21 protein-coding genes are annotated in these 20,570 nt (G+C 32.4%); all 21 read left to right on the top strand.

What is annotated here, in order from left to right:
• Positions 1 to 308 precede the first annotated feature (308 nt).
• The 21 genes from ltrA (at position 309) to HYG84_RS14895 (ending at position 20,554) form a co-directional block, all read left to right on the top strand.
• Positions 309 to 1,553 (top strand): group II intron reverse transcriptase/maturase, encoded by a 1,245-nt coding sequence (gene ltrA, locus HYG84_RS14995; protein ID WP_212376060.1) that lies wholly within the window; start codon positions 309 to 311, stop codon positions 1,551 to 1,553.
• A 118-nt stretch (positions 1,554 to 1,671) separates the two neighbouring features.
• Positions 1,672 to 2,223 (top strand): group II intron maturase-specific domain-containing protein, encoded by a 552-nt coding sequence (locus tag HYG84_RS14990; protein ID WP_212378602.1) that lies wholly within the window; start codon positions 1,672 to 1,674, stop codon positions 2,221 to 2,223.
• Between the two features lie 188 nt (positions 2,224 to 2,411).
• Positions 2,412 to 2,687 (top strand): sporulation protein YqfC, encoded by a 276-nt coding sequence (gene yqfC / locus HYG84_RS14985; RefSeq protein WP_212378600.1) that lies wholly within the window; start codon positions 2,412 to 2,414, stop codon positions 2,685 to 2,687.
• Positions 2,688 to 2,726: 39 nt separating this feature from the next.
• Positions 2,727 to 3,896: a sporulation protein YqfD gene (yqfD, locus tag HYG84_RS14980; RefSeq protein ID WP_249168644.1), complete on the top strand. Its 1,170-nt coding sequence runs from the start codon at positions 2,727 to 2,729 to the stop codon at positions 3,894 to 3,896.
• Between the two features lie 3 nt (positions 3,897 to 3,899).
• Positions 3,900 to 4,889 (top strand): PhoH family protein, encoded by a 990-nt coding sequence (locus HYG84_RS14975; RefSeq protein WP_212378596.1) that lies wholly within the window; start codon positions 3,900 to 3,902, stop codon positions 4,887 to 4,889.
• Between the two features lie 41 nt (positions 4,890 to 4,930).
• A complete protein-coding gene (locus HYG84_RS14970; RefSeq protein WP_212378594.1) occupies positions 4,931 to 7,012 on the top strand; it encodes an HD family phosphohydrolase in 2,082 nt (693 codons plus the stop codon).
• Complete coding sequence (ybeY, locus tag HYG84_RS14965) at positions 6,996 to 7,454, top strand: rRNA maturation RNase YbeY (RefSeq protein WP_212378592.1); 459 nt, start codon at positions 6,996 to 6,998, stop codon at positions 7,452 to 7,454. Before HYG84_RS14970 ends, ybeY begins: the two co-directional genes overlap by 17 nt.
• Positions 7,455 to 7,469: 15 nt before the next feature.
• Positions 7,470 to 8,168, top strand: coding sequence for a diacylglycerol kinase (locus tag HYG84_RS14960; RefSeq protein ID WP_212378590.1), 699 nt, complete (start codon positions 7,470 to 7,472; stop codon positions 8,166 to 8,168).
• Between the two features lie 22 nt (positions 8,169 to 8,190).
• On the top strand, positions 8,191 to 8,787 hold the full coding sequence (locus tag HYG84_RS14955; RefSeq protein WP_212378588.1) for a DUF502 domain-containing protein: 597 nt from the start codon (positions 8,191 to 8,193) through the stop codon (positions 8,785 to 8,787).
• 60 nt (positions 8,788 to 8,847) lie between these two features.
• The gene (locus HYG84_RS14950; protein WP_212378586.1) at positions 8,848 to 9,906 is read left to right on the top strand and encodes a DUF3048 domain-containing protein; all 1,059 of its coding nucleotides are present in this window, start codon (positions 8,848 to 8,850) and stop codon (positions 9,904 to 9,906) included.
• A 19-nt stretch (positions 9,907 to 9,925) separates the two neighbouring features.
• Positions 9,926 to 10,348 carry a cytidine deaminase gene (locus tag HYG84_RS14945; protein ID WP_212378584.1) on the top strand — a complete coding sequence of 141 codons (423 nt, stop codon included), beginning with the start codon at positions 9,926 to 9,928 and terminating at the stop codon, positions 10,346 to 10,348.
• Positions 10,338 to 11,225, top strand: a complete 888-nt coding sequence (era, locus tag HYG84_RS14940; RefSeq protein WP_212378582.1) for a GTPase Era — start codon at positions 10,338 to 10,340, stop codon at positions 11,223 to 11,225. Before HYG84_RS14945 ends, era begins: the two co-directional genes overlap by 11 nt.
• Positions 11,226 to 11,382: 157 nt before the next feature.
• Positions 11,383 to 11,541 (top strand): YqzL family protein, encoded by a 159-nt coding sequence (locus tag HYG84_RS14935; protein ID WP_212378580.1) that lies wholly within the window; start codon positions 11,383 to 11,385, stop codon positions 11,539 to 11,541.
• Positions 11,542 to 11,629: 88 nt separating this feature from the next.
• Positions 11,630 to 12,370 (top strand): DNA repair protein RecO, encoded by a 741-nt coding sequence (gene recO, locus HYG84_RS14930; protein WP_212378578.1) that lies wholly within the window; start codon positions 11,630 to 11,632, stop codon positions 12,368 to 12,370.
• 18 nt (positions 12,371 to 12,388) lie between these two features.
• Positions 12,389 to 12,934: a DUF4342 domain-containing protein gene (locus HYG84_RS14925; protein ID WP_212378576.1), complete on the top strand. Its 546-nt coding sequence runs from the start codon at positions 12,389 to 12,391 to the stop codon at positions 12,932 to 12,934.
• 341 nt (positions 12,935 to 13,275) lie between these two features.
• A complete protein-coding gene (locus HYG84_RS14920) occupies positions 13,276 to 14,664 on the top strand; it encodes a glycine--tRNA ligase (protein ID WP_212378574.1) in 1,389 nt (462 codons plus the stop codon).
• A 283-nt stretch (positions 14,665 to 14,947) separates the two neighbouring features.
• Positions 14,948 to 15,586, top strand: a complete 639-nt coding sequence (locus HYG84_RS14915) for a helix-turn-helix transcriptional regulator (protein ID WP_212378572.1) — start codon at positions 14,948 to 14,950, stop codon at positions 15,584 to 15,586.
• A 10-nt stretch (positions 15,587 to 15,596) separates the two neighbouring features.
• Positions 15,597 to 16,430 carry a pyruvate, water dikinase regulatory protein gene (locus HYG84_RS14910; protein WP_212378570.1) on the top strand — a complete coding sequence of 278 codons (834 nt, stop codon included), beginning with the start codon at positions 15,597 to 15,599 and terminating at the stop codon, positions 16,428 to 16,430.
• Positions 16,431 to 16,521: 91 nt separating this feature from the next.
• Positions 16,522 to 19,149 (top strand): pyruvate, phosphate dikinase, encoded by a 2,628-nt coding sequence (gene ppdK, locus HYG84_RS14905; protein WP_334301080.1) that lies wholly within the window; start codon positions 16,522 to 16,524, stop codon positions 19,147 to 19,149.
• Between the two features lie 374 nt (positions 19,150 to 19,523).
• Positions 19,524 to 20,153 carry a TetR/AcrR family transcriptional regulator gene (locus HYG84_RS14900; protein ID WP_212378566.1) on the top strand — a complete coding sequence of 210 codons (630 nt, stop codon included), beginning with the start codon at positions 19,524 to 19,526 and terminating at the stop codon, positions 20,151 to 20,153.
• A 14-nt stretch (positions 20,154 to 20,167) separates the two neighbouring features.
• Positions 20,168 to 20,554, top strand: coding sequence for an FMN-binding protein (locus tag HYG84_RS14895; protein ID WP_212378563.1), 387 nt, complete (start codon positions 20,168 to 20,170; stop codon positions 20,552 to 20,554).
• Positions 20,555 to 20,570 lie beyond the last annotated feature (16 nt).

The following is a 20,570-nucleotide window of genomic DNA, read 5'->3' as shown; positions in this document are numbered from 1 at the left end:
GATTCCATCAAAACCAGGGGGTTGTCGTTAATCTGGGATAAGTCTAGGGGAAACCTGTTTACTGCCTAGATGGTGGGCGGCATAAAGGTGGCATGAACTTAATACAGGCGTCTGTACGGAACGTGGGAACCCACGGACTGATGTCAAGGGAGTATATCAAGCGGAAGAACCGCAAGATAAGAGTACCAATGCAGTCATGGGGGCAGATTGGGTTGTAGTAGTGAGGAAGTTTCTGTAATGGGAATGGAGTGAAGAACCCGAGTTATTCAGTTTCAAGAATAAGTCAACTTTGAAAGGAGGAGGAGCTTATGCAAGAAACAAAGCCATATAATATTTCAAAATGGAAAGTGAAAGAAGCCTACGAAAAGGTGAAAGCAAACAAGGGAACATACGGAGTCGATGAACAATCAATTGAAGATTTTGAGAAGAATCTAAATAATAATCTATACAAAATCTGGAATAGGATGTCATCAGGGAGTTACTTCCCCAAACCTGTAAGGGCAGTAGCAATACCTAAGAAAAATGGAGGGACTCGTATCTTAGGAATACCAACAGTAGAAGATAGGGTTGCACAAATGGTGGCTAAAATGTACTTTGAACCCTGTGTAGAACCAATATTCTATGAGGATTCCTATGGATATAGACCGAATAAATCAGCGATACAAGCATTGGAGATCACAAGAGAAAGATGTTGGAGAAAAGATTGGGTGTTAGAATTTGATATTAAAGGTCTTTTCGATAATATACGGCATGATTACCTAATAGAAATGGTAAGTCGGCATACAGAAGAAGCATGGATAATTATGTATATTAAACGCTGGCTGGTTGTACCATTTCAAATGGAGGATGGAACAGTCATCGAAAGAACTTCTGGTACACCACAAGGTGGGGTAATCAGTCCAGTACTCTCAAACTTGTTTCTACACTATGTATTTGATGACTTTATGACAAAACAGTTTCCAACAATACCTTGGGCAAGATACGCAGATGATGGAATAGCACATTGCGTATCTTTAAAGCAGGCGAAGTATCTTCAACGAAGATTAGAAGAGCGATTTCTGATGTTTGGACTTGGATTGAACTTAGAAAAGACAAGAACCGTGTATTGTAAAGATGAAGACCGAAAGGGGAATCATGAATATACATCTTTTGACTTTTTAGGGTATACATTCAGACCAAGACATGCAAAGAATAAGTATGGAAAATTCTTTACAAACTTTCTTCCAGCTATTGGCGAGAAAGCAAAGAAATCTATACGGAAAGAAGTCCGAAGTTGGAAATTGCAACTGAAACCTGACAAAGATTTATGGGATATAGCAAATATGTTCAATAGTAAGATACAGGGTTGGATTAATTATTACACGCATTTCTACAAATCAGAGATATACGATGTATTAAGGTATATCAATGGATGTCTTGTTAACTGGGTTCGTAGAAAATATAAGAAGCGAGGGTCAAGGCGACGTGCTGAGTATTGGCTTGGTATAATAGCAAGGCGTGATAAGAATCTGTTTGCACACTGGAGGTTTGGAATATTACCATCGGCTGGATAATGGGAGCCGTATGAGCTGAGAGGTTCACGTACGGTTCTGAGAGGGACTTAAGGGGAGGTTCCTTAGGTCTACTCACTGTAATATATTCGTAAAGTCAAAAAGAGCAGGACAAAGAGTTATGGACAGCGTAACAAATTTCCTTGAAAATAAACTAAAGTTAAAAGTAAATAAAGAGAAAAGTGCAGTAGATAAACCTACTAGAAGAAAATTCTTAGGTTTTTCATTCTACAATTTATGGGGAAAATACAATATCCGAATCCATGATAAATCTATTAAAAGATTTAAAGATAAAGTTAGGAAGATCACGTCAAGAAGTTATAGTATAAGCATAGAAGATAGGATTAGAAGACTCAACCAGATTACTACAGGATGGGTTAACTACTTTTCTATTGCGAAAGCAAAGGGAATTATGCAAGAACTTGATGAATGGATAAGAAGAAGATTGAGAATGTGCATATGGAAACAATGGAAAAAGCCAAGAACTAAGATTAAGAATCTAATATCATTAGGCGTACTTAAATACAAGGCCTATGAATGGGGAAATACAAGAAAAGGCTACTGGCGTATAGCCAATAGCCCAATCCTATCTAGAAGTCTTACCAACAAATATCTCGAATCAATTTCTTACCAGAGCCTATCGGCTAGGTATCAGAAAATGCAATTAACTTAATGAACCGCCGTATACGGAACCGTACGTACGGTGGTGTGAGAGGACGGAAAATAAAATAATTATTTTCCTCCTACTCGATTGCTAAAAAAGTATAAATTATATAGTAGCAACAGACAAATTTTGTCTTTAAAACAGGTCTAATGAAATAGTTGTAAGCATAAAAATTGAATATATGGGAGGTATGCCAAATGAAAAAAAATGAAGAAATTAAAAAAAGTCTAGCTGAAATTTTAGAGTTACCAAAGGATATTATACTTGATTTGCCTAAAATTATAATGGTTGGTAATCTCCAAATATATATAGAAAATCATAAAGGTATATTAGAGTATACAAATAATAGGATAAGAATTAATACTAAAAATGGAGTATTACGTATTATAGGTAAAGATCTAATGTTGAAAAACATTATTACAGAAGAGATTGTTATTATAGGAGAGATCAATCAGGTAGAATTTATTGATTGAGGGGTGGATACATTGTTAGTATTAAAGTTATGGAATTATATGAGAGGCTACGTAATTGTAAAAGTAGAAGGTTTAGCACTAGAAAGATTTATAAATATGTGTATAGCCAGAGGTATTTATCTATGGGATATTAAGAGGATTAACTACACTACACTAGAAGCAAAGATAGGTATTCAAGGATTTAAAGAATTGAGAAACATCGTAAAAAGAGCAGGTTGTAGGGTGTCCATACATAAAAAAAATGGGTATCCTTTTTGGGTACACAAACTCAAAAAAAGAAAAATGCTTTTAGTAGGAGCATTTTTTTGTTTCCTAATTCTAGTTTTTTCTTCGACATTTATTTTTTCCATAGAAATAATTGGTAACGAAGAATTAGAAAAGAGTGAAATAATATCTAGTTTAAATGAACTAGGATTAAAGCCAGGTACAAATAAATACCTTGTTAATTTAAAGGAGATTGAAACTGAGTTGATTTTAGATGTAGATCAAATAGCTTGGGTTGGAATTGAAGTTAGAGGTATTAGAGCCAAGGTAGAAATAGTAGAGAAAAGACTAGCGCCAGATAAAATAGATAAAAATACCCCTTGCAATGTTATAGCTAAGAAAAATGGAGTAATTGAAAAAGTAATAGCAAGAAATGGAGACGCTGTGGTTGAAGAAGGAGATATTGTTACCAAAGGTGATATGTTGATTAATGGAGTAGTTCAGAGAGAAAATATGGATGAACCTATGTTTGTTCATTCCTATGGAGAAGTATATGCTAAAACATACTACGAAACAACCGAAAGTAAAAACCTTATTGAGATTAAAAAAGATAAAACAGGGCAAAAATTTAAAAAGCGGACTTTTAATTTTGGTAGCATAGAGCTTTCTTTTAATAAGGGAGATATACCTTATAATGTTTATATAGTTGAAAAAAAATCTAAAAGGCCCTTTCAATGGAGGAATATAGGGTTACCTGTCGAAATAATAACAGAGGACTATTATGAGGCAATTCAATTTGAGGAAAGAATTGATGAAATTCAGGCAAAAAATGATATTCATAAGGAGGCTATAAATAAGCTTTTAGAAGATATACCTTTAGATGCTAAAATTTTAAATACACAGATTGACTTTACTATCCAAGATGATATTTTATATGGTAAGGTTATTATAGAGGTTTTAGAAAATATTGCAGAGCAAAAGACATTACAGATTGGGGAGGACTAATTATTGGAAAACAAATTTCAAAAGAAGATAGAAATTAAGGAACAAAAGTTTATTAAAGAATTATTTGGTAATTTCGATGAAAATATAAAGCTTGTTCAACAACATTTAAAGGTAGATATTGTACAAAGAGATGGAGATATTTTAATTATTGGAGATGAAAAAGAAGTTCTATTAGGCGAGAAATTAATAGAGCAATTAATGGAGGTAGTAGACCGTAACGAGCATCTTACAATACAAAATATATCATATGCAATAAGTTTGCTATTGGATGGAGAACATGAGAAAATACAATCTTTAGCGAGTGATGTAATATTTGTTACTGATAGAGGCAAACCTATTAAGCCAAAAACCATAGGACAGAAAAAATATATCGAACAAATACAATCTAAAGATTTAACCTTTGGTATAGGCCCCGCTGGTACTGGCAAAACATACTTAGCAGTAACTATGGCGGTAAAAGCATTTAAAAACGAAGAAGTAAATAGAATAATTTTAACAAGACCTGCTGTAGAGGCTGGTGAAAGTTTAGGTTTTCTACCTGGTGATTTAAAGGACAAGGTAGATCCATATTTAAGGCCTTTATATGATGCACTTTTTGATATTCTTGGTTCTGAAAGGTTTCAAAAGTATATGGAGAGAGGTATGATAGAAGTAGCACCACTAGCATATATGAGAGGACGAACATTAGATAACTCCTTTATTATTTTAGATGAGGCTCAAAACACTACTAAGGAGCAAATGAAAATGTTTTTAACACGCTTTGGTTTTGGATCGAAGGCTATAGTAACAGGAGATATTACCCAAATAGATCTTCCAAAAGGGAAACATTCTGGTTTGAAGCATGCTGAACAGGTTCTGAAAAATGTCGAGGAAATTGGATTCTCATATTTAACAGGAAAGGATGTTGTAAGACATCAATTAGTTCAAAAAATAGTTAAAGCTTATGATGAATATGATAGTAAAAGTCAAATGAGGGTACAAAAAGAAAAATAGTATTTTAACACTGGAATTATAGTGTTAAGGGGGGAAAGAATATGAGAAGTTCTGTTGAGGGTTTTTTTCGAAAAAAATCAATTAAAAAATTTCTTCTAGCATTACTTTTTTTTATCAGTTTATTTGCTATATTAGTGACAAGCTTAAGACCAGAAAAATTCGACTTAGTAATTGGCCAAAGAGCACCTGTAGATATATATTCTCCAAAAGATATAGAGGATAAGTTTAATACAGAGCGTGTAAGACAAAAAGCAGTTGAAGGAATAGAACCAGTTTATAAGTTAAATCCAGGTGTTCGTGTAGAAGTTAATAAGGATATTGAAAAGTTCTTTTTATTAGTATATAAGCTTCGTAATGATGAAGAATTAACGGAATTAGAAAAAATAGAACAGTTAAATTCTGAAAATGATCTTAATATAGGAACAGTTAATGTAAAGACTGCAATAACTGCCCCTATAGATCAGTTAAAGTATTTAGAAAGCTATATTAATGAAATAGTAGCACAAAATATGAATGTTGGTATTGATGTTGAAGATCTTCAGAAACAAAAGAACAGTATTAAAGAATATATAACTAATCTGAATGAATTTGAAGCTGAGTTAAAGGATTTAGCTATTTCTATAGTTTATGCCACAATTCGTCCAAATAAGTTTCTAGATGAGGATGCTACAAATAGTAAGATAGAAATGGCAAGGGAGAATGTGGATAAGATAATAATTAAAAAAGGAGATAGTATTCTGAGAGAAGGGGAAGTCATCACCTTCGATAGACTAGAACTATTACGAGATTTAGGGGTTTTAAATGATGAAAGTAAAGTTGATTTTGTTTTATATATAGGAATTGCAGCTATAGCTTTAGTAATTGAACTATTAATTATCGGATATATGGCTGTATTTAATAAGGATTTGTTAGAAAGACCAGGAAGACTTTTGATGATATATATCATTTTTATTTCTACACTAATAATATCTAAAGTAATACAAGGAATCTCCATTTACTTAATTCCAGTAGCTGCTTGCTCTATGCTTTTATCTATTTTAATTGAATCTAGATTAGCCTTGCTTATTAATCTATGTCTAACAGTATTAATAAGTATTATTACAGGCAATAATACTATTTTTATGGCCATGGCATTAATTGGCGGAACAGTTGGAGCATTTAGTGTTGTAAATACACAACAGAGAGCAAATATTTTTATATCTGGAATTGCTGTAAGTATAATTAATATGATTACAATTGTCGGAATTGGATTTATAAACAGTAGCGAAATAATGCAGACGCTTACTTTTGGTTTCTATGGACTATTAAACGGGTTATTTTCTTCTATAGTCACAGTAGGGTCATTACCGCTATGGGAATCCGTATTTAACGTAGTAACACCACTAAAGCTATTGGAATTATCAAATCCAAATCAACCTTTGTTAAAGAAACTATTGTTGGAAGCACCAGGCACCTATCATCATAGCATTATAGTAGGAAATTTAAGTGAATCTGCAGTTGATGCAATAGGAGGTAACTCTTTATTAGCTAGGGTAGGAGCTTTTTATCACGATATTGGGAAAACTAGACGACCTTACTTTTTTAAAGAAAATCAATTGACATCCGATAATCCACATGATAAGCTAAATCCTTCATTAAGCGCCACCATAATTACGGATCATGTTAAGGATGGTATTGAGCTTGCTAAAAAACATAAACTACCAGTTGAAGTAAGAGCCTTTATTGAGCAACATCATGGAGATACCTTAGTAGCATACTTTTATCATAAGGCTAAAACTGGTGAAAATGGAGATAGTGTAGAAGAAAAGAACTTTAGATATGGTGGACCAAAGCCACAAACAAAAGAGACAGCAATTGTAATGATTGCAGATTCTGTGGAGGCTGCTGTTAGAAGTCTTTCTTCACCAACACAGGAGAAGGTGGAAGCATTAGTTGAAAAAATAATTCAAGATAAATTAAATGATGGACAGCTAGATGAATGTAATATTACTTTAAAGGATTTAGATCAAATAAAAAAGACTTTCCTAAAAGTAATATTAAGCATCTTTCATGAGAGAATTGAGTATCCTGATATGAATGTTAAGAAGAAGGATGGAGGAAAACCCCGTGGAACTACTAATTGATAATAGACAAAATAAATATGAGGTTAAAGAGCAATTAATAGAATTACTGGAAAAAGCAGTTGAGGCCTGCTTACTTTATGAAAATTGGCACATTGACTACGAAGTAAGTCTTTCATTGGTAGATAACAATGAAATTAAGGAACTAAACAGTATCTATAGGGGAAAGGATTATGCTACTGATGTTTTGTCCTTTCCCTTAGTGGATGAAGATCAAGCCATCTACTTAAAAGAAAAGCTTCTAGGTGATATTGTTATATCTGTAGAAAAGGCAGAGGAGCAGGCTAAAGAATATAACCATTCCTTCGAAAGAGAGATGGGGTTCTTAGTAGTTCATAGTATGTTCCATCTAATGGGCTATGACCATGACACTAGTGAGGATACTAAGGATATGAGAGGTAGAGAAGAGGCTGTTCTTTCGTCTTTAAATTTAATTAGAAAATAATGGGGTAATAATGATATGAAAGTTAGAAGACTAATCGATAGCTTAAATTACGCATTTGAGGGAATTATTTATGCACTGAAAACCCAGAGGAACATGAAAATTCATTTCATTGTGGCTATACTTGTATTGGTTGCAAGTCTATTTTTTGACTTAACTAGGATAGAAATTCTTATACTATTTCTTACAATTTCTATGGTAATAGTAGCCGAAATGATAAATACTTCTATTGAGTCTACTATCGATTTAATTACAGATAAATACCATATTTTCGCTAAAATTGCTAAAAATGTGGCAGCAGGGGCAGTGTTAATTGCTGCCATTAATTCTATTATTGTTGCTTACTTACTTTTTTTTCACAGAATTAATCCTTATACAATACAGGTACTTCATCATGTTAGGCAATCACCACTACATATTACCTTTATCGCATTAATAGTTGTTATATTTACAGTTATTGCGATAAAGGCATACTTTGGTAGAGGGACACCACTACAGGGAGGAATGCCTAGTGGACATGCTGCAGTTGCCTTTTCATTAGCTACTGCTATTACCTTTATTTCTGAAAATATGTTTATAGCCACATTATCTGCACTTATGGCTTTATTAGTTTCTCAAAGTAGAGTGGAGACAAAAATTCATAATTTTTTTGAGGTACTCGTAGGTGGAATTTTGGGTATATTAATAACGATCATTTTTTTTCAGATATTCAGCTAAAAGAAAAGAGCAGGTGATACAAATGTGGAAAGAAATTAGAAAAACCTTTTTAACTGGATTATTAGTAATGATTCCTTTAATAATTACAGTTTATACTATACTTTGGTTTTTAAATAAAGTAGATAGCATTTTCAGAAGACCTATAGAAGAGTTATTAGGATTTACAGTTTATGGTTTAGGCATTATTATTACAATTGGTATAGTTTTACTGGCTGGGATAATTGCTACAAATTATGCAGGTCATAAGTTGTTTGGGACTACTAAATATTTTTTAAAAAGAATTCCTCTAGTAAGATCTATTTATTTTCCTATTAAACAGCTTACAGAGACGATTTACGGTAGTGCTAATACTGCTTTTCGTAGAGTGGTTTTAGTTCAATATCCTTCATTTGGAATATATACTATCGGTTTCATTACTTCAGAAGGTATTGAAGAAGTAGTAGATAAAACTGGTAAATCTGTAGTTTGTGTTTTTATACCTACTACACCAAATCCTACATCTGGTATGTTTGTTATGGTTCCGAATGAGGATCTAATTGCGCTAGATATGGGTGTGGAGGATGCAATTAAGCTAGTTGTGTCTGGCGGTATTGCAAAACCAAGTAATAAGGACCTATAATAATTATTATACTGGTTAGAATATTTTAACCTAATTGTATTGCAGAAAGGATGAGGGGTTATGGATAACTGGAGGAAAAGAGCTATTATAATATTTTTAGTTTCATCGATTTTACTTAATGGGGTAGGGTGTAGTAAAAAAGGCAATGATGAACAAAACAATGTTACCATTGAAACAGAACAAAATGAGGAGGCAGAAGAAATATCACAGCCAGAAATTGAAGGTGCAGTTTCACCTTTAAGTGGCCTACATGCACCAGAGGAGAAAATTAATAGAAGACCTTTAGCAATTATTTTCGATAATCAATCTGGAGCTCGTCCCCAGGCAGGACTTATAGATGCAGAAGTTGCATATGAATTTCTGGCTGAAGGAAATATTACTAGATATTTAGGTATATTTTTAGTAAATGAGCCTGAAATAATAGGATCTATAAGAAGTGCAAGACCATATTTTATTGAAAAGGCATTAGAGTTCGACAGTTATTTTGTACATGTTGGTGGAAGTGATCAAGCTCTTGCAGATATTAAAAGTAAAAAAGTAGCTGATATTGATGCTATGAGTAGAGGGAATGATGTTTTTTGGAGAAAAAATCATAAAAAAATGCCACATAACATGTATTCTAGTTATGATGCTCTAAAAAAAGCAGCTGAAAAAAGTAATTATAGAGCTGAACCTCAATTTGATGGATTTAAATTTAATTCAGAACTCAAAGTAATGGATATGGGAGAAATTGCACAAGAGATAAAAATTAAATATTCTAAAGGACACGAACCATCATATATTTATGATGATGAAAATAAAGTTTATAACAGATACTATAATGGTATAGAACATAAGGATGAAACAACAAAAGAAACACTTACTGCTACAAATATTATAATACAAGAGGTTGCTGCTAAAGTAATAGATGATAAATTACGTCTAGATATGAATACTGTTGGAGAAGGTAGAGGAAAATACATAACTACTGGGAAAACAATTGATATTACATGGAAAAAGGGCAGTTATGAAGGAGCTACAAAGTACTATGATGGTACAGGACAAGAGCTCAGTTTAAATCCGGGTAAAACTTGGATTCAGGTTGTTCGTAACTTTGATAATGTAACTATAGCAGAATAGACAAATGGAGGAGATATTTTTGACAGATAAAGAACTAGTAAAAAAAGCAATAGAAGCTAAAAACAATGCCTATGTGCCCTATTCAAAATTTCCTGTAGGTGCAGCCTTACTTACTAAAGAGGGCAAAGTATATACAGGGTGTAATGTTGAATGTGCTTCTTATGGAGGAACAAACTGTGCAGAAAGAACAGCCATTTTTAAAGCTGTTTCCGAGGGTGATCGGAATATAGATGCTATTGCTGTTGTTAGTGATTTAGATGATTACACATACCCTTGTGGAATTTGCAGACAGGTAATAGTAGAGTTTGGTAAAGGAATAAAAATGATAATTGCAAAATCAGAAGATGATTTTAGAGTGCATACTATAGATGACCTACTACCACATTCATTCACGCCTGAAGATCTTGAAAAAATGGATGGAGGTATAAATAATGGGATTTAAGTCTGGATTTGTAACTATTATCGGAAGACCAAATGTAGGAAAATCAACATTAATGAATAGAATAATTGGTGAAAAGATTGCTATTATGTCTGATAAACCCCAAACTACGAGAAATAAAATACAATGTGTATATACGCAAGAAGACCATCAAATTGTATTTTTAGATACTCCAGGAATTCATAAACCAAAGCATAAGCTAGGTCAATATATGGTTAGAATAGCAAAAGATACATTAAGAGAAGTAGATGCTGTTTTGTTTGTTGTAGATGAGGGTACTTCCATTGGCCCTGGAGATCAATATATTATGGAGCAGTTAGAAGGTATAGAGACTCCTATTATTTTAGTAATAAACAAAATCGATAAAATGAATCAAGAAGATTTAAATAAGTTATATGATAAATATGAAGAAACAAATCTATTTAATCATATAATAGGAATATCAGCACTAGAGGGTGCTAATTTAAACAACTTAATTAATCTTATAGTATCATATTTACCTGAAGGACCAAAGTATTTTCCAGAACATATGGTTACAGACCAGCCAGAGCGTCTAATTGTAGCAGAGATGATAAGAGAAAAGATTCTGCATTATACAGATCAGGAAATTCCACATGGAGTAGCTGTGGAAACCACCTTAATGAAGCAAAGGGAAGATAAAAATATGGTTGATATTCATGCTACAATATATTGTGAAAGAAAATCCCACAAAGGTATTATTATAGGTAAAGGTGGTAGAAAATTAAAAGGGATAGGTAAAAGTGCTAGGGAAGATATAGAAAAACTTTTAGGGTCAAAGGTATATTTAGAGTTATGGGTAAAGGTAAAGGAAGACTGGAGAAATAGTGAAAGTACATTAAGAACCTTTGGCTACGATTAAAGAATAGAGGAAATATCTAAATAATAAGAAATGATTTTAGGTCATTCCATATATTAAAGTATTATACAAAAAAATAATAGCAAAATTTACAATGTATAGTAGGCTCCTAAATACAAAAAATAGTATAACAAACTATAAAATGAAAGGGGAGCTACTTATGCTAAATGAAACTATGTGGAACATCTTTAAAGAAACTGGTAATATCTATGCTTATTTATATACAAAGGATTATAATAAACATTGTAGCAATAAAAGCAATAATAATACAGTTAATAAAAAAGCACCATTAGAGATGAAAGAGATTACAATAATATAGTAATTGTTTACATTATATGGTGAATGGATTACAACTCTTCAGAAAGTTTAAGACCATTCCTATAGAAAGGTAGAATAGAAAATTTAAAATGTTAATTACCACTGAAGGTTTTATATTAAAAAACAAGAAATATGGAGAGACTGATAGTATACTAACAATTTTCACTAGAAAAGCAGGGAAAATTAATGCTATTGCTAAAGGGGCTCGTAGACCAAAAAGTAATTTGCTAGCCGGAATTCAGCCCTTCTGCTATAGTGAATTTGTGCTATACAAGGGTAGAAACTTATATACAGTTAGTCAATGTGATGCAAAAGAGATATTTTATCCCTTAAGGGAAGACTTAAAAAAACTATCCTATGCTGCCTATTTAGTGGAATTGGTAGAGACTGTAATAACAGAGGGACAAACAAATAATAGACTTTTCAATCTTTTTGGAAAGACATTATATTTATTAAAAAAAGATGATGTGGAAGTTAATACTATAGTTCGTGCTTTTGAAATAAAGCTTATGAATTATAGCGGATATAAACCACAATTATCAGGTTGTGTCCATTGCAACCGCAAAGAAGCTTCTTCTTGGAAATTTAGTTCTACAGAAGGAGGTATAATATGTCCTTTATGTTTAAGTATCGATCCTTATGCAATGAAAATTGGAAGTACAACTATTAAACTAGCAACATATTTACTAACAAGAGATATGGTTGAAATACAAAGATTAAAAATTAGTAGCTATTTAAATGATGAATTAAAAAAAATACTAAAGCAATATATATTGACACATGTTAGTAAATACGATTTTAAGAGCTTAGAATTAGCAGAAAAATTATAATTAGGAAGGAGAGAGATTATGGATATTAATCTAGAGAAAGTTGATATAGTTAGAGAGAGAACAGGTGTGTCTTATAAAGAAGCAAAAGAAGCTTTAGAACAAAATAATGGAGATGTTGTAGAATCTATAATAGCTATTGAAGAAAAAAACGGTAAAACATGGATGAATACTATGTCTTTAGCAGGAAACGAAGTAATAGAAAAGCTAAAGTATCTAATTAAAAAAGGGAATGTATCTCGTGTTATGTTAAAAAGAGATGGAGAAATCCTTCTTAATGTTCCAGTTACTGCTGGTGCTATTGGAGTAATGTTAGCACCTATTGTATCTTTGTTAGGAGTTTCTGCGGCAATAGCCACTAAAACAACTATAGAGATAATTAAGAATAATGGTGAAATTGTTGATATCAATGAAATGGCTGGAGAAACTGTTAGCGAACTTAAAAACATGGTTAGAGGAAAAAAAGGTGTAGATGTAGATATGATGAAGAAAGAAAGTGACATTATATTAGATAAGGAAGATCAAGACGAAACCTTAGACGATTTATATGATGGAGCAGATTACTAATTAAGTAAAATTATTAATGCTGTAAAAAATCAATAGAAATTTTAATAGCGATTTCATATATTGACAAAATGTCTGTAATTTGATAAATTAAAATATAAATTAGATAATATATTGCTGTGATAAAGAGGAGTAATTGATGTAACTAAATTAGCGAGCTGGGGATGGTGTAAGCCTAGTATAGTTTATTAATGAATGGCGCTTTTGAGCAATACTATTTAAAGTGGGCACTTGTGCCAACTAGGGTGGAACCGCGGAAGAATAGTCTTTCGTCCCTAACTTTTTAGAGTTAGGGATGGAAGACTTTATTTTTTTAAACTAAAAACTGAATAGGAGGCATAAAAATGACAACACAAAAAACAATGGAAAAAATCGTTTCTCTAGCCAAATCAAGAGGATTTATTTTTCCAGGCTCAGAGATATATGGAGGTCTTGCAAATACATGGGACTATGGTCCATTGGGAGTAGAATTAAAGAATAATGTTAAAAAAGCATGGTGGAAAAAATTTATTCAACAAAGTCCATACAACGTTGGATTAGATTCTGCTATTTTAATGAATCCAAAAACATGGGAAGCTTCAGGACATATTGGAGGATTTAGTGATCCATTGATGGATTGTAAAAAGTGTAGATCTCGTTTTAGAGCAGATAAGTTAATAGAAGATTATATGCAAAAACAAAATGAAGAAACTATTGTAGATGGTTGGAGTAACCAACAAATGAAATCCTACATAGAAGAAAAAAGTATTAACTGTCCTGAATGTGGAGAAAAAGATTTTACTGATATTCGTCAATTTAACCTAATGTTTAAAACATTCCAAGGGGTAACTGAAGACTCTAGTACAGAAATATTTTTACGACCTGAAACAGCACAAGGAATCTTTGTAAACTTCAAAAACGTTTTAAGAACATCAAGAAAAAAGGTACCATTTGGAATAGGGCAAATTGGAAAATCATTTAGAAATGAAATTACACCCGGTAACTTTACATTTAGAACAAGAGAGTTCGAGCAGATGGAGTTAGAATTTTTCTGTAAACCAGGAGAAGATTTAGAGTGGTTTGATTATTGGAAGAATTTTTGTAAAAACTGGCTTTTAAATCTAAACTTGAAGGAAGAAAATCTTCGTATTCGTGACCATGGTCAAGAAGAACTATCCCATTATAGTAAAGCAACAACTGACTTTGAATATAAATTCCCATTTGGATGGGGAGAACTTTGGGGTATCGCAGATAGAACAGATTTTGACCTTAAACAGCATAGTCAGCATTCTGGTGAAGACTTTACTTATCAAGATCCTGTTACCAATGAAAAATATGTGCCATACTGTATAGAGCCTTCTGTAGGGGTAGACCGTGTGATGTTAGCATTTTTAGTTGATGCCTATGAAGAAGAAGTTATTGACGAAAAGGACACAAGAGTAGTATTAAAGTTACATCCAGCATTGGCTCCTTTCAAAGCTGCTGTACTTCCTCTTACTAAAAAGCTAAAGGATCAGACATTAGAACTTTATGAAAAACTGTCTGCAAATTATGTGGTAGACTATGATGAGGCAGGAAGTATAGGAAAAAGATATAGAAGACATGATGAAATAGGAACACCTTTCTGTATTACCTTCGATTATGACTCATTAGAGGACAATTGCGTTACAATTAGACACAGAGATACTATGGAACAAGAGCGAATTTCTATTGAAAATTTAGAAGCTTATTTAGAGGAAAAATTAAAATATTAAATTTGAAAATTACCTAAGGGATGCCTTAGGTAATTTTTTACTATCTAGAAAAGAGCAAATTTGTGATTACTTAGAGATACTAAAGAAGTAGAAAGCTATCAATATTTTTAGTGCTTGAAATTTAAAGACAAAGCTTGAAAATTTAAGCGTGACAAGAATCATGTGATAACATCAGATGATTTTTTTTATTAAAAATGAGGAAAACTATAGAAATATAATATCAAATGTGCTAAATTAGATATATAATATAACACATTAGGAAATAGCATAACATATAAAAGGGGTGATTTCCATAGAACTGTCAAATAGACAAAAAAAAATCATAAAAATTGTACAAGAAAATGAGCCAATTACAAGTGAACAAATTGCTAAAAGCCTTAGTGTAACACGAGCTACACTAAGACCAGATTTAGCAATTTTAACTATGGTGGGTATTTTAGATGCAAGACCTAAAGTTGGTTACTTTTATTCAGGGAGATCTAGCGTTAATATTTTTGCCCAAGAAGTAAAAAATATGAAGGTACGAGATATTATGTCGATACCGATTATAGTAACCGAGGAAAGTTCTGTTTATGATGGTGTGGTGACTTTATTCTTAGAAGATGTTGGGACTATTTTTGTTGTTTCTAAAGGATCTCTTACTGGTATTGTATCGCGAAAAGATTTTCTAAAGAGTGCTATGGGTGGAGTAGATATGAATAAAGTACCTGTAGGTATGATTATGACTAGGAGTCCTAATATTGCTACTGTATCACCTGAGGATAATGCTCTAGAGGCTGCTATTAAAATTATGGATCATGAAGTCGATAGTCTACCAGTAGTCGAGAAAATAAAAGAAAATGGGCAAGATATAGTTAAAGTAATTGGAAGAATATCTAAAAGTAATATCACAAAGTTATTTGTAGAACTATGCAAAGAATAGGAGGAGAGAAATGGGGAGTTCACATCTTGTTATTTATGTTATATCTGACTCGATAGGAGAAACAGCAGAACAAGTTGCCAAGGCTACTGTTAGTCAATTTAACATTGAAGATTATGAAGTAAGAAGATTTCCATATATAAATGAAAAACAACAGGTTTTCGAAATATTAGATGAGGCGAAAAATGAACATGCAGTAATAGTTTTTACTATTGTTGTTCCTGAACTCAGAAAAGTTTTAATAGAGGAGGCTAAAATTTTAAATATACCTTGCGCTGATGTAATGACACCTATTTTACACGCTATGGAAAGTGTATTGAAAATTCCAGCTAAAGAGGAACCAGGTTTAATTCGTAAACTAGATGAAAGGTATTTTAGAAAAGTAGAAGCTATTGAATTTGCCGTTAAGTATGATGACGGTAAAGATGCAAGGGGAATAAAACAAGCAGACATAGTATTAACTGGAATTTCGAGAACATCAAAGACTCCTCTTAGTATGTACCTTGCACACAAAAATCTAAAGGTAGCAAATGTTCCTCTTGTACCAGAGGTTTTACCTCCAAGAGAGTTATATGAGATTCCTCCTAAGAAAATTATAGGATTAACTACTAATCCAATGAAACTAATCGAAATACGTCAAGAAAGATTAAAGGCCTTAGGATTAAAAAATGAGGCCAACTATGCAAGTATGCAAAGAATTCTTGAGGAATTGGATTATGCGGAAGGAATTATGAAAAAACTAGGTTGTCCTGTTATTGATGTTTCATCAAAAGCTGTTGAAGAAAGTGCTGGTATTATTTTAGAAATTTTTAAAGACATGGGTCACAAATTTTCCAACGGTAAATAATTTAAGATTAAATTTAATGAAAATATTAGATATATTTCACATCATATAAATATTTATTCAGTACTTGTGTATATAAAATATGGAGGTGGCATTGTTGAAAAAATTAGTTTATGCTTTTCAAGAAGGAACTTTAGAAATGAAATCATTATTAGGAGGAAAGGGAGCCAATCTAGCGGAAATGACTAGAATAGGACTTCCAGTTCCTCCAGGATTTACAGTAACAACAGAGGCTTGTAATCAATACTATGAACATAATAGTCAATTATGGACTGAATTAAAGGAAGAAATACTAAAGGAACTAAAGGCTCTAGAATCTACTACAAATAAAGAATTTGGTAGTATATCTAACCCGTTACTGGTTTCTGTTAGATCCGGAGCAGTTTTTTCTATGCCTGGCATGATGGATACTATACTAAATCTTGGATTAAATGATGAATCTGTAAAAGGAATCGCTAAAGCTACTAATAATGAGCGTTTTGCCTATGATAGCTATAGAAGATTTATACAGATGTTTGGAGATGTTGTTCTTAATATAGAAAAATATAAGTTCGATTCAATTTTAGAAAAAAGAAAGCATGATAGAGGTATTGAGCAAGATACAGAGTTAACAGCAGAGGATTTAAAGGATATAGTAGAAGAATTTAAAAAAGTTGTTAAAAAAGAGTGGGGTAAGGATTTTCCACAGGATACAGAAGAGCAGTTACTTATGGCAGTAGAGGCAGTATTTAAATCATGGAACAACCAAAGAGCTAAAATATATAGAAAACTACATGAAATTCCAGATGATTTAGGAACTGCTGTAAATATTCAATCCATGGTTTTTGGTAATATGGGAGAAACATGTGGAACTGGTGTAGCATTTACAAGAAATCCATCTACAGGAGAGAAAAAGCTATTTGGTGAGTTTTTATTAAATGCTCAAGGAGAAGACGTAGTGGCAGGAATTCGTACCCCAGAGGAAATTCAAGTATTAAATGAAAAAATGCCAAAGGTATACGAAGAGTTTGTTAACGTGACTAAATTACTTGAAAAACATTATAAAGATATGCAAGACATTGAATTTACAATCGAAAATGAAAAACTTTACATGCTTCAAACAAGAAGTGGTAAAAGAACTGCTATGGCAGCTATTAATATAGCGGTAGATATGGTAAATGAAGGATTAATTACTAAGGAAGAAGCTGTACTAAGAGTAGAGCCTCATCAATTAGATCAATTACTACATCCTACTTTTGATGAAACTGCACTTAAAGAAGCTGAAGTTATTACAAAAGGACTTCCTGCTTCTGCTGGAGCTGCTACAGGTAAAATTTACTTTACGCCAGAGGATGTAGTGAAGGCAAAGAATGAAGGCGAAAGAGCAATTTTGGTTCGTGTTGAAACATCTCCAGAAGATATTGAAGGAATGGTGTCTTCAGAAGGAATATTAACAGGAAGAGGCGGTATGACTTCACACGCAGCCGTAGTAGCGAGAGGAATGGGTAAATGCTGTGTAGCTGGTGCAGGAGAAATCCGTATAGATGAAGTAAACAAAGTTATGAAGGTTAGAGATAATGTATATGCGGAAGGCGATTATATTTCCTTAGACGGAAGTCAAGGAATTGTATATAAAGGTGAAATTAAAACTCAAACACCAGAGCTTTTAGGAAACTTTGCAGTTTTAATGGGATGGGCTGATGAGTTTAGAAGATTAAAAATTAGAACAAATGCAGATACTGCTAGAGATGCAAAACAAGCATTAGAGTTTGGTGCAGAAGGTATAGGACTTTGTAGAACAGAGCATATGTTCTTTGAAGAGAGTAGAATTTTTGCTGTTAGACAAATGATATTATCTACTACATTAGAAGGTAGGGAAAAGGCTTTAGCTAAATTATTACCAATGCAAAGAGAAGACTTTATTGCATTATTTGAGGCAATAAAAGGATTACCAGTTACTATTAGATTATTAGATCCTCCACTACATGAATTCTTACCTCATGAAGAAGAAGATGTAATAAAATTAGCTAATGAAATGGGAGTATCAAAAGAAGATTTATTAGATGTAGTTAATGATTTAAAAGAATTTAACCCTATGTTAGGACATAGAGGCTGCCGTTTAGCTATCACTTACCCAGAAATATATGCAATGCAAACAAGGGCTATAATGGAAGCAGCTATTCATGTTCATAAAACCACAGGATATATAATAGTTCCAGAAATAATGGTACCTCTAGTTGGAGAAATCAAAGAATTTGAGCAGGTAAAAAGAATAATTCTTAACGTTATTGAAGAAGTATTTGAAGAAAATGATATAAAGATACCATATCTAATTGGAACAATGATTGAAATTCCAAGAGCTTGTATTACGGCTGATGAAATTGCCAAAGAAGCAGAATTCTTCTCCTTTGGAACAAACGATTTAAGCCAAATGACCTTTGGATTCTCAAGGGACGATGCTGGTAAGTTTATTGGAGAATATGTAGATAAAAATATCTTTGAAAAGGATCCTTTCCAAAGAATAGACCGTAAAGGTGTAGGAAAACTGATGAAGATGGCAGTAGATTTAGGTAAGACAACAAGGCCAGATATTAAGCTGGGAATATGTGGGGAGCACGGTGGAGAGCCAAACTCAATTGAATTCTGTCATATGCTGGGATTAGCTTATGTTTCTTGCTCACCATTCCGTGTGCCAATTGCAAGACTTGCAGCAGCTCATGCATCACTACGTCATCCTCAGTAATTGACAACGTCCTCCGATTTAATTGGAGACGTATACACATAAACCTAGATGTATAACAGAAGATGATTACTCTCTATAGTATCGGTATAAGATAACGGAATGTGCTGTGATTCATGCGGCTATAAGACATAAAGAGTAAGTTAAATAAAGTTTAAAAATAGTATTAATAAAACTATAAAATCATTGCATATCAAAGCTTTCAAAGATTTAGTGTAAAATAAAGTAAGGGTGTTATTTCTTATGAAGTTTAAGAAATAGCACCCTTATTTTATTAAATTTCCTTTATATCTTGACAATATTTATGCTAAATGCTATATTTTCATTGAACGGTGTTCTATTATTAAACATTGTTTAATAAAATAAGGAGCGACATAATGACTACAGAAAAGAGAAGAGAACGGGAAATAGAAGAAATGAAGGAACTTATCCTTTTAGCAGCAAGCGATATAATTGCTTCAGAGGGATTTGATAAGCTGTCAATTAGAAAAATTGCTAAAAAAATTGAATACTCTCCTTCTATTATTTATCATTATTTTAAAGATAAGGAAGAGATATTAAACAATGTAATGCAAAGAGGCTATAAAAAAATAGTATCAGCAGTATCTTCTTTAAAGATGGAAGATAGCTCTCCTGAACAAAGATTGATACAGATGACTAAAAATTATATAGAAGCAGCACTAAATATGCCGGATGAATTTATAGCAGCCCAATTAAATCAATCAAAATCAGCATTAAAACATACTTCCTCATTATTTAAAGGTGCTTCACAAGAAAAAAAAGCTTTGTTTGTGCTATACGAATGCCTAAAAGAAATATATAAGGATAAAGATATAGATGAAAATACAATAGAATTAACTACTCAAATGATTGTAGTATCAACTTTAGGGCTTATTTTTAAACTCATAATAGAAAAAGACATTGGTAATGAACAAAGAGAAAGATTGATTAATTTTTATTCAGAGGAAATAGTATTAAGAATAGCTAATGGTAATACATTCAATTAGAAGGAGGAGAGAAATTGAAGTCCATATTAAAAATACTAATCTCAATAATATTTATATTTATATTGGTTTGTGCAAGTGGAATATTTTATCTGTCTCGTGGACTTAAAGGAGGAGGTGAAGTTAAACTAAACGGAATAAGAATATCAGGTTTAAATGATGGGATATATAATGGGAAATATGATGCTGGAAGATGGTCAAACAAACTTAGTGTTACAGTAAAGGACCATAAAATTACAGAAATTAATATAGTAGATGATGTTACTTTTGTAAAGTCTGGTGTAAGTGATGAGTTATTCCGTAAGGTTATAGAAACACAGAATACTAAAGTAGATGCGGTATCTCAGGCTACAGTGACATCTAAAGCATATCTTAAATCAATAGAAAATGCGTTAAATAATTAAAATGAAATGTGAGGTG

The sequence above is a fragment of the Alkaliphilus sp. B6464 genome (genome assembly GCF_018141165.1).
Classification (GTDB): domain Bacteria; phylum Bacillota; class Clostridia; order Peptostreptococcales; family Natronincolaceae; genus Alkaliphilus_B.
This window is presented reverse-complemented; position numbering and strand designations above follow the sequence as displayed.

Coding starts and splice junctions, on each gene's coding strand:
- HYG84_RS14970 (WP_212378594.1), top strand. CDS start 4,931: ATGAGAAGTTCTGTTGAGGGTTTTTTTCGAAAAAAATCAATTAAAAAA.
- yqfC (WP_212378600.1), top strand. CDS start 2,412: ATGAAAAAAAATGAAGAAATTAAAAAAAGTCTAGCTGAAATTTTAGAG.
- HYG84_RS14955 (WP_212378588.1), top strand. CDS start 8,191: ATGTGGAAAGAAATTAGAAAAACCTTTTTAACTGGATTATTAGTAATG.
- yqfD (WP_249168644.1), top strand. CDS start 2,727: ATGAGAGGCTACGTAATTGTAAAAGTAGAAGGTTTAGCACTAGAAAGA.
- HYG84_RS14950 (WP_212378586.1), top strand. CDS start 8,848: ATGGATAACTGGAGGAAAAGAGCTATTATAATATTTTTAGTTTCATCG.
- ltrA (WP_212376060.1), top strand. CDS start 309: ATGCAAGAAACAAAGCCATATAATATTTCAAAATGGAAAGTGAAAGAA.
- HYG84_RS14925 (WP_212378576.1), top strand. CDS start 12,389: ATGGATATTAATCTAGAGAAAGTTGATATAGTTAGAGAGAGAACAGGT.
- HYG84_RS14990 (WP_212378602.1), top strand. CDS start 1,672: ATGGACAGCGTAACAAATTTCCTTGAAAATAAACTAAAGTTAAAAGTA.
- HYG84_RS14910 (WP_212378570.1), top strand. CDS start 15,597: ATGGGGAGTTCACATCTTGTTATTTATGTTATATCTGACTCGATAGGA.
- HYG84_RS14900 (WP_212378566.1), top strand. CDS start 19,524: ATGACTACAGAAAAGAGAAGAGAACGGGAAATAGAAGAAATGAAGGAA.
- recO (WP_212378578.1), top strand. CDS start 11,630: ATGTTAATTACCACTGAAGGTTTTATATTAAAAAACAAGAAATATGGA.
- HYG84_RS14935 (WP_212378580.1), top strand. CDS start 11,383: ATGCTAAATGAAACTATGTGGAACATCTTTAAAGAAACTGGTAATATC.
- HYG84_RS14960 (WP_212378590.1), top strand. CDS start 7,470: ATGAAAGTTAGAAGACTAATCGATAGCTTAAATTACGCATTTGAGGGA.
- HYG84_RS14920 (WP_212378574.1), top strand. CDS start 13,276: ATGACAACACAAAAAACAATGGAAAAAATCGTTTCTCTAGCCAAATCA.
- era (WP_212378582.1), top strand. CDS start 10,338: ATGGGATTTAAGTCTGGATTTGTAACTATTATCGGAAGACCAAATGTA.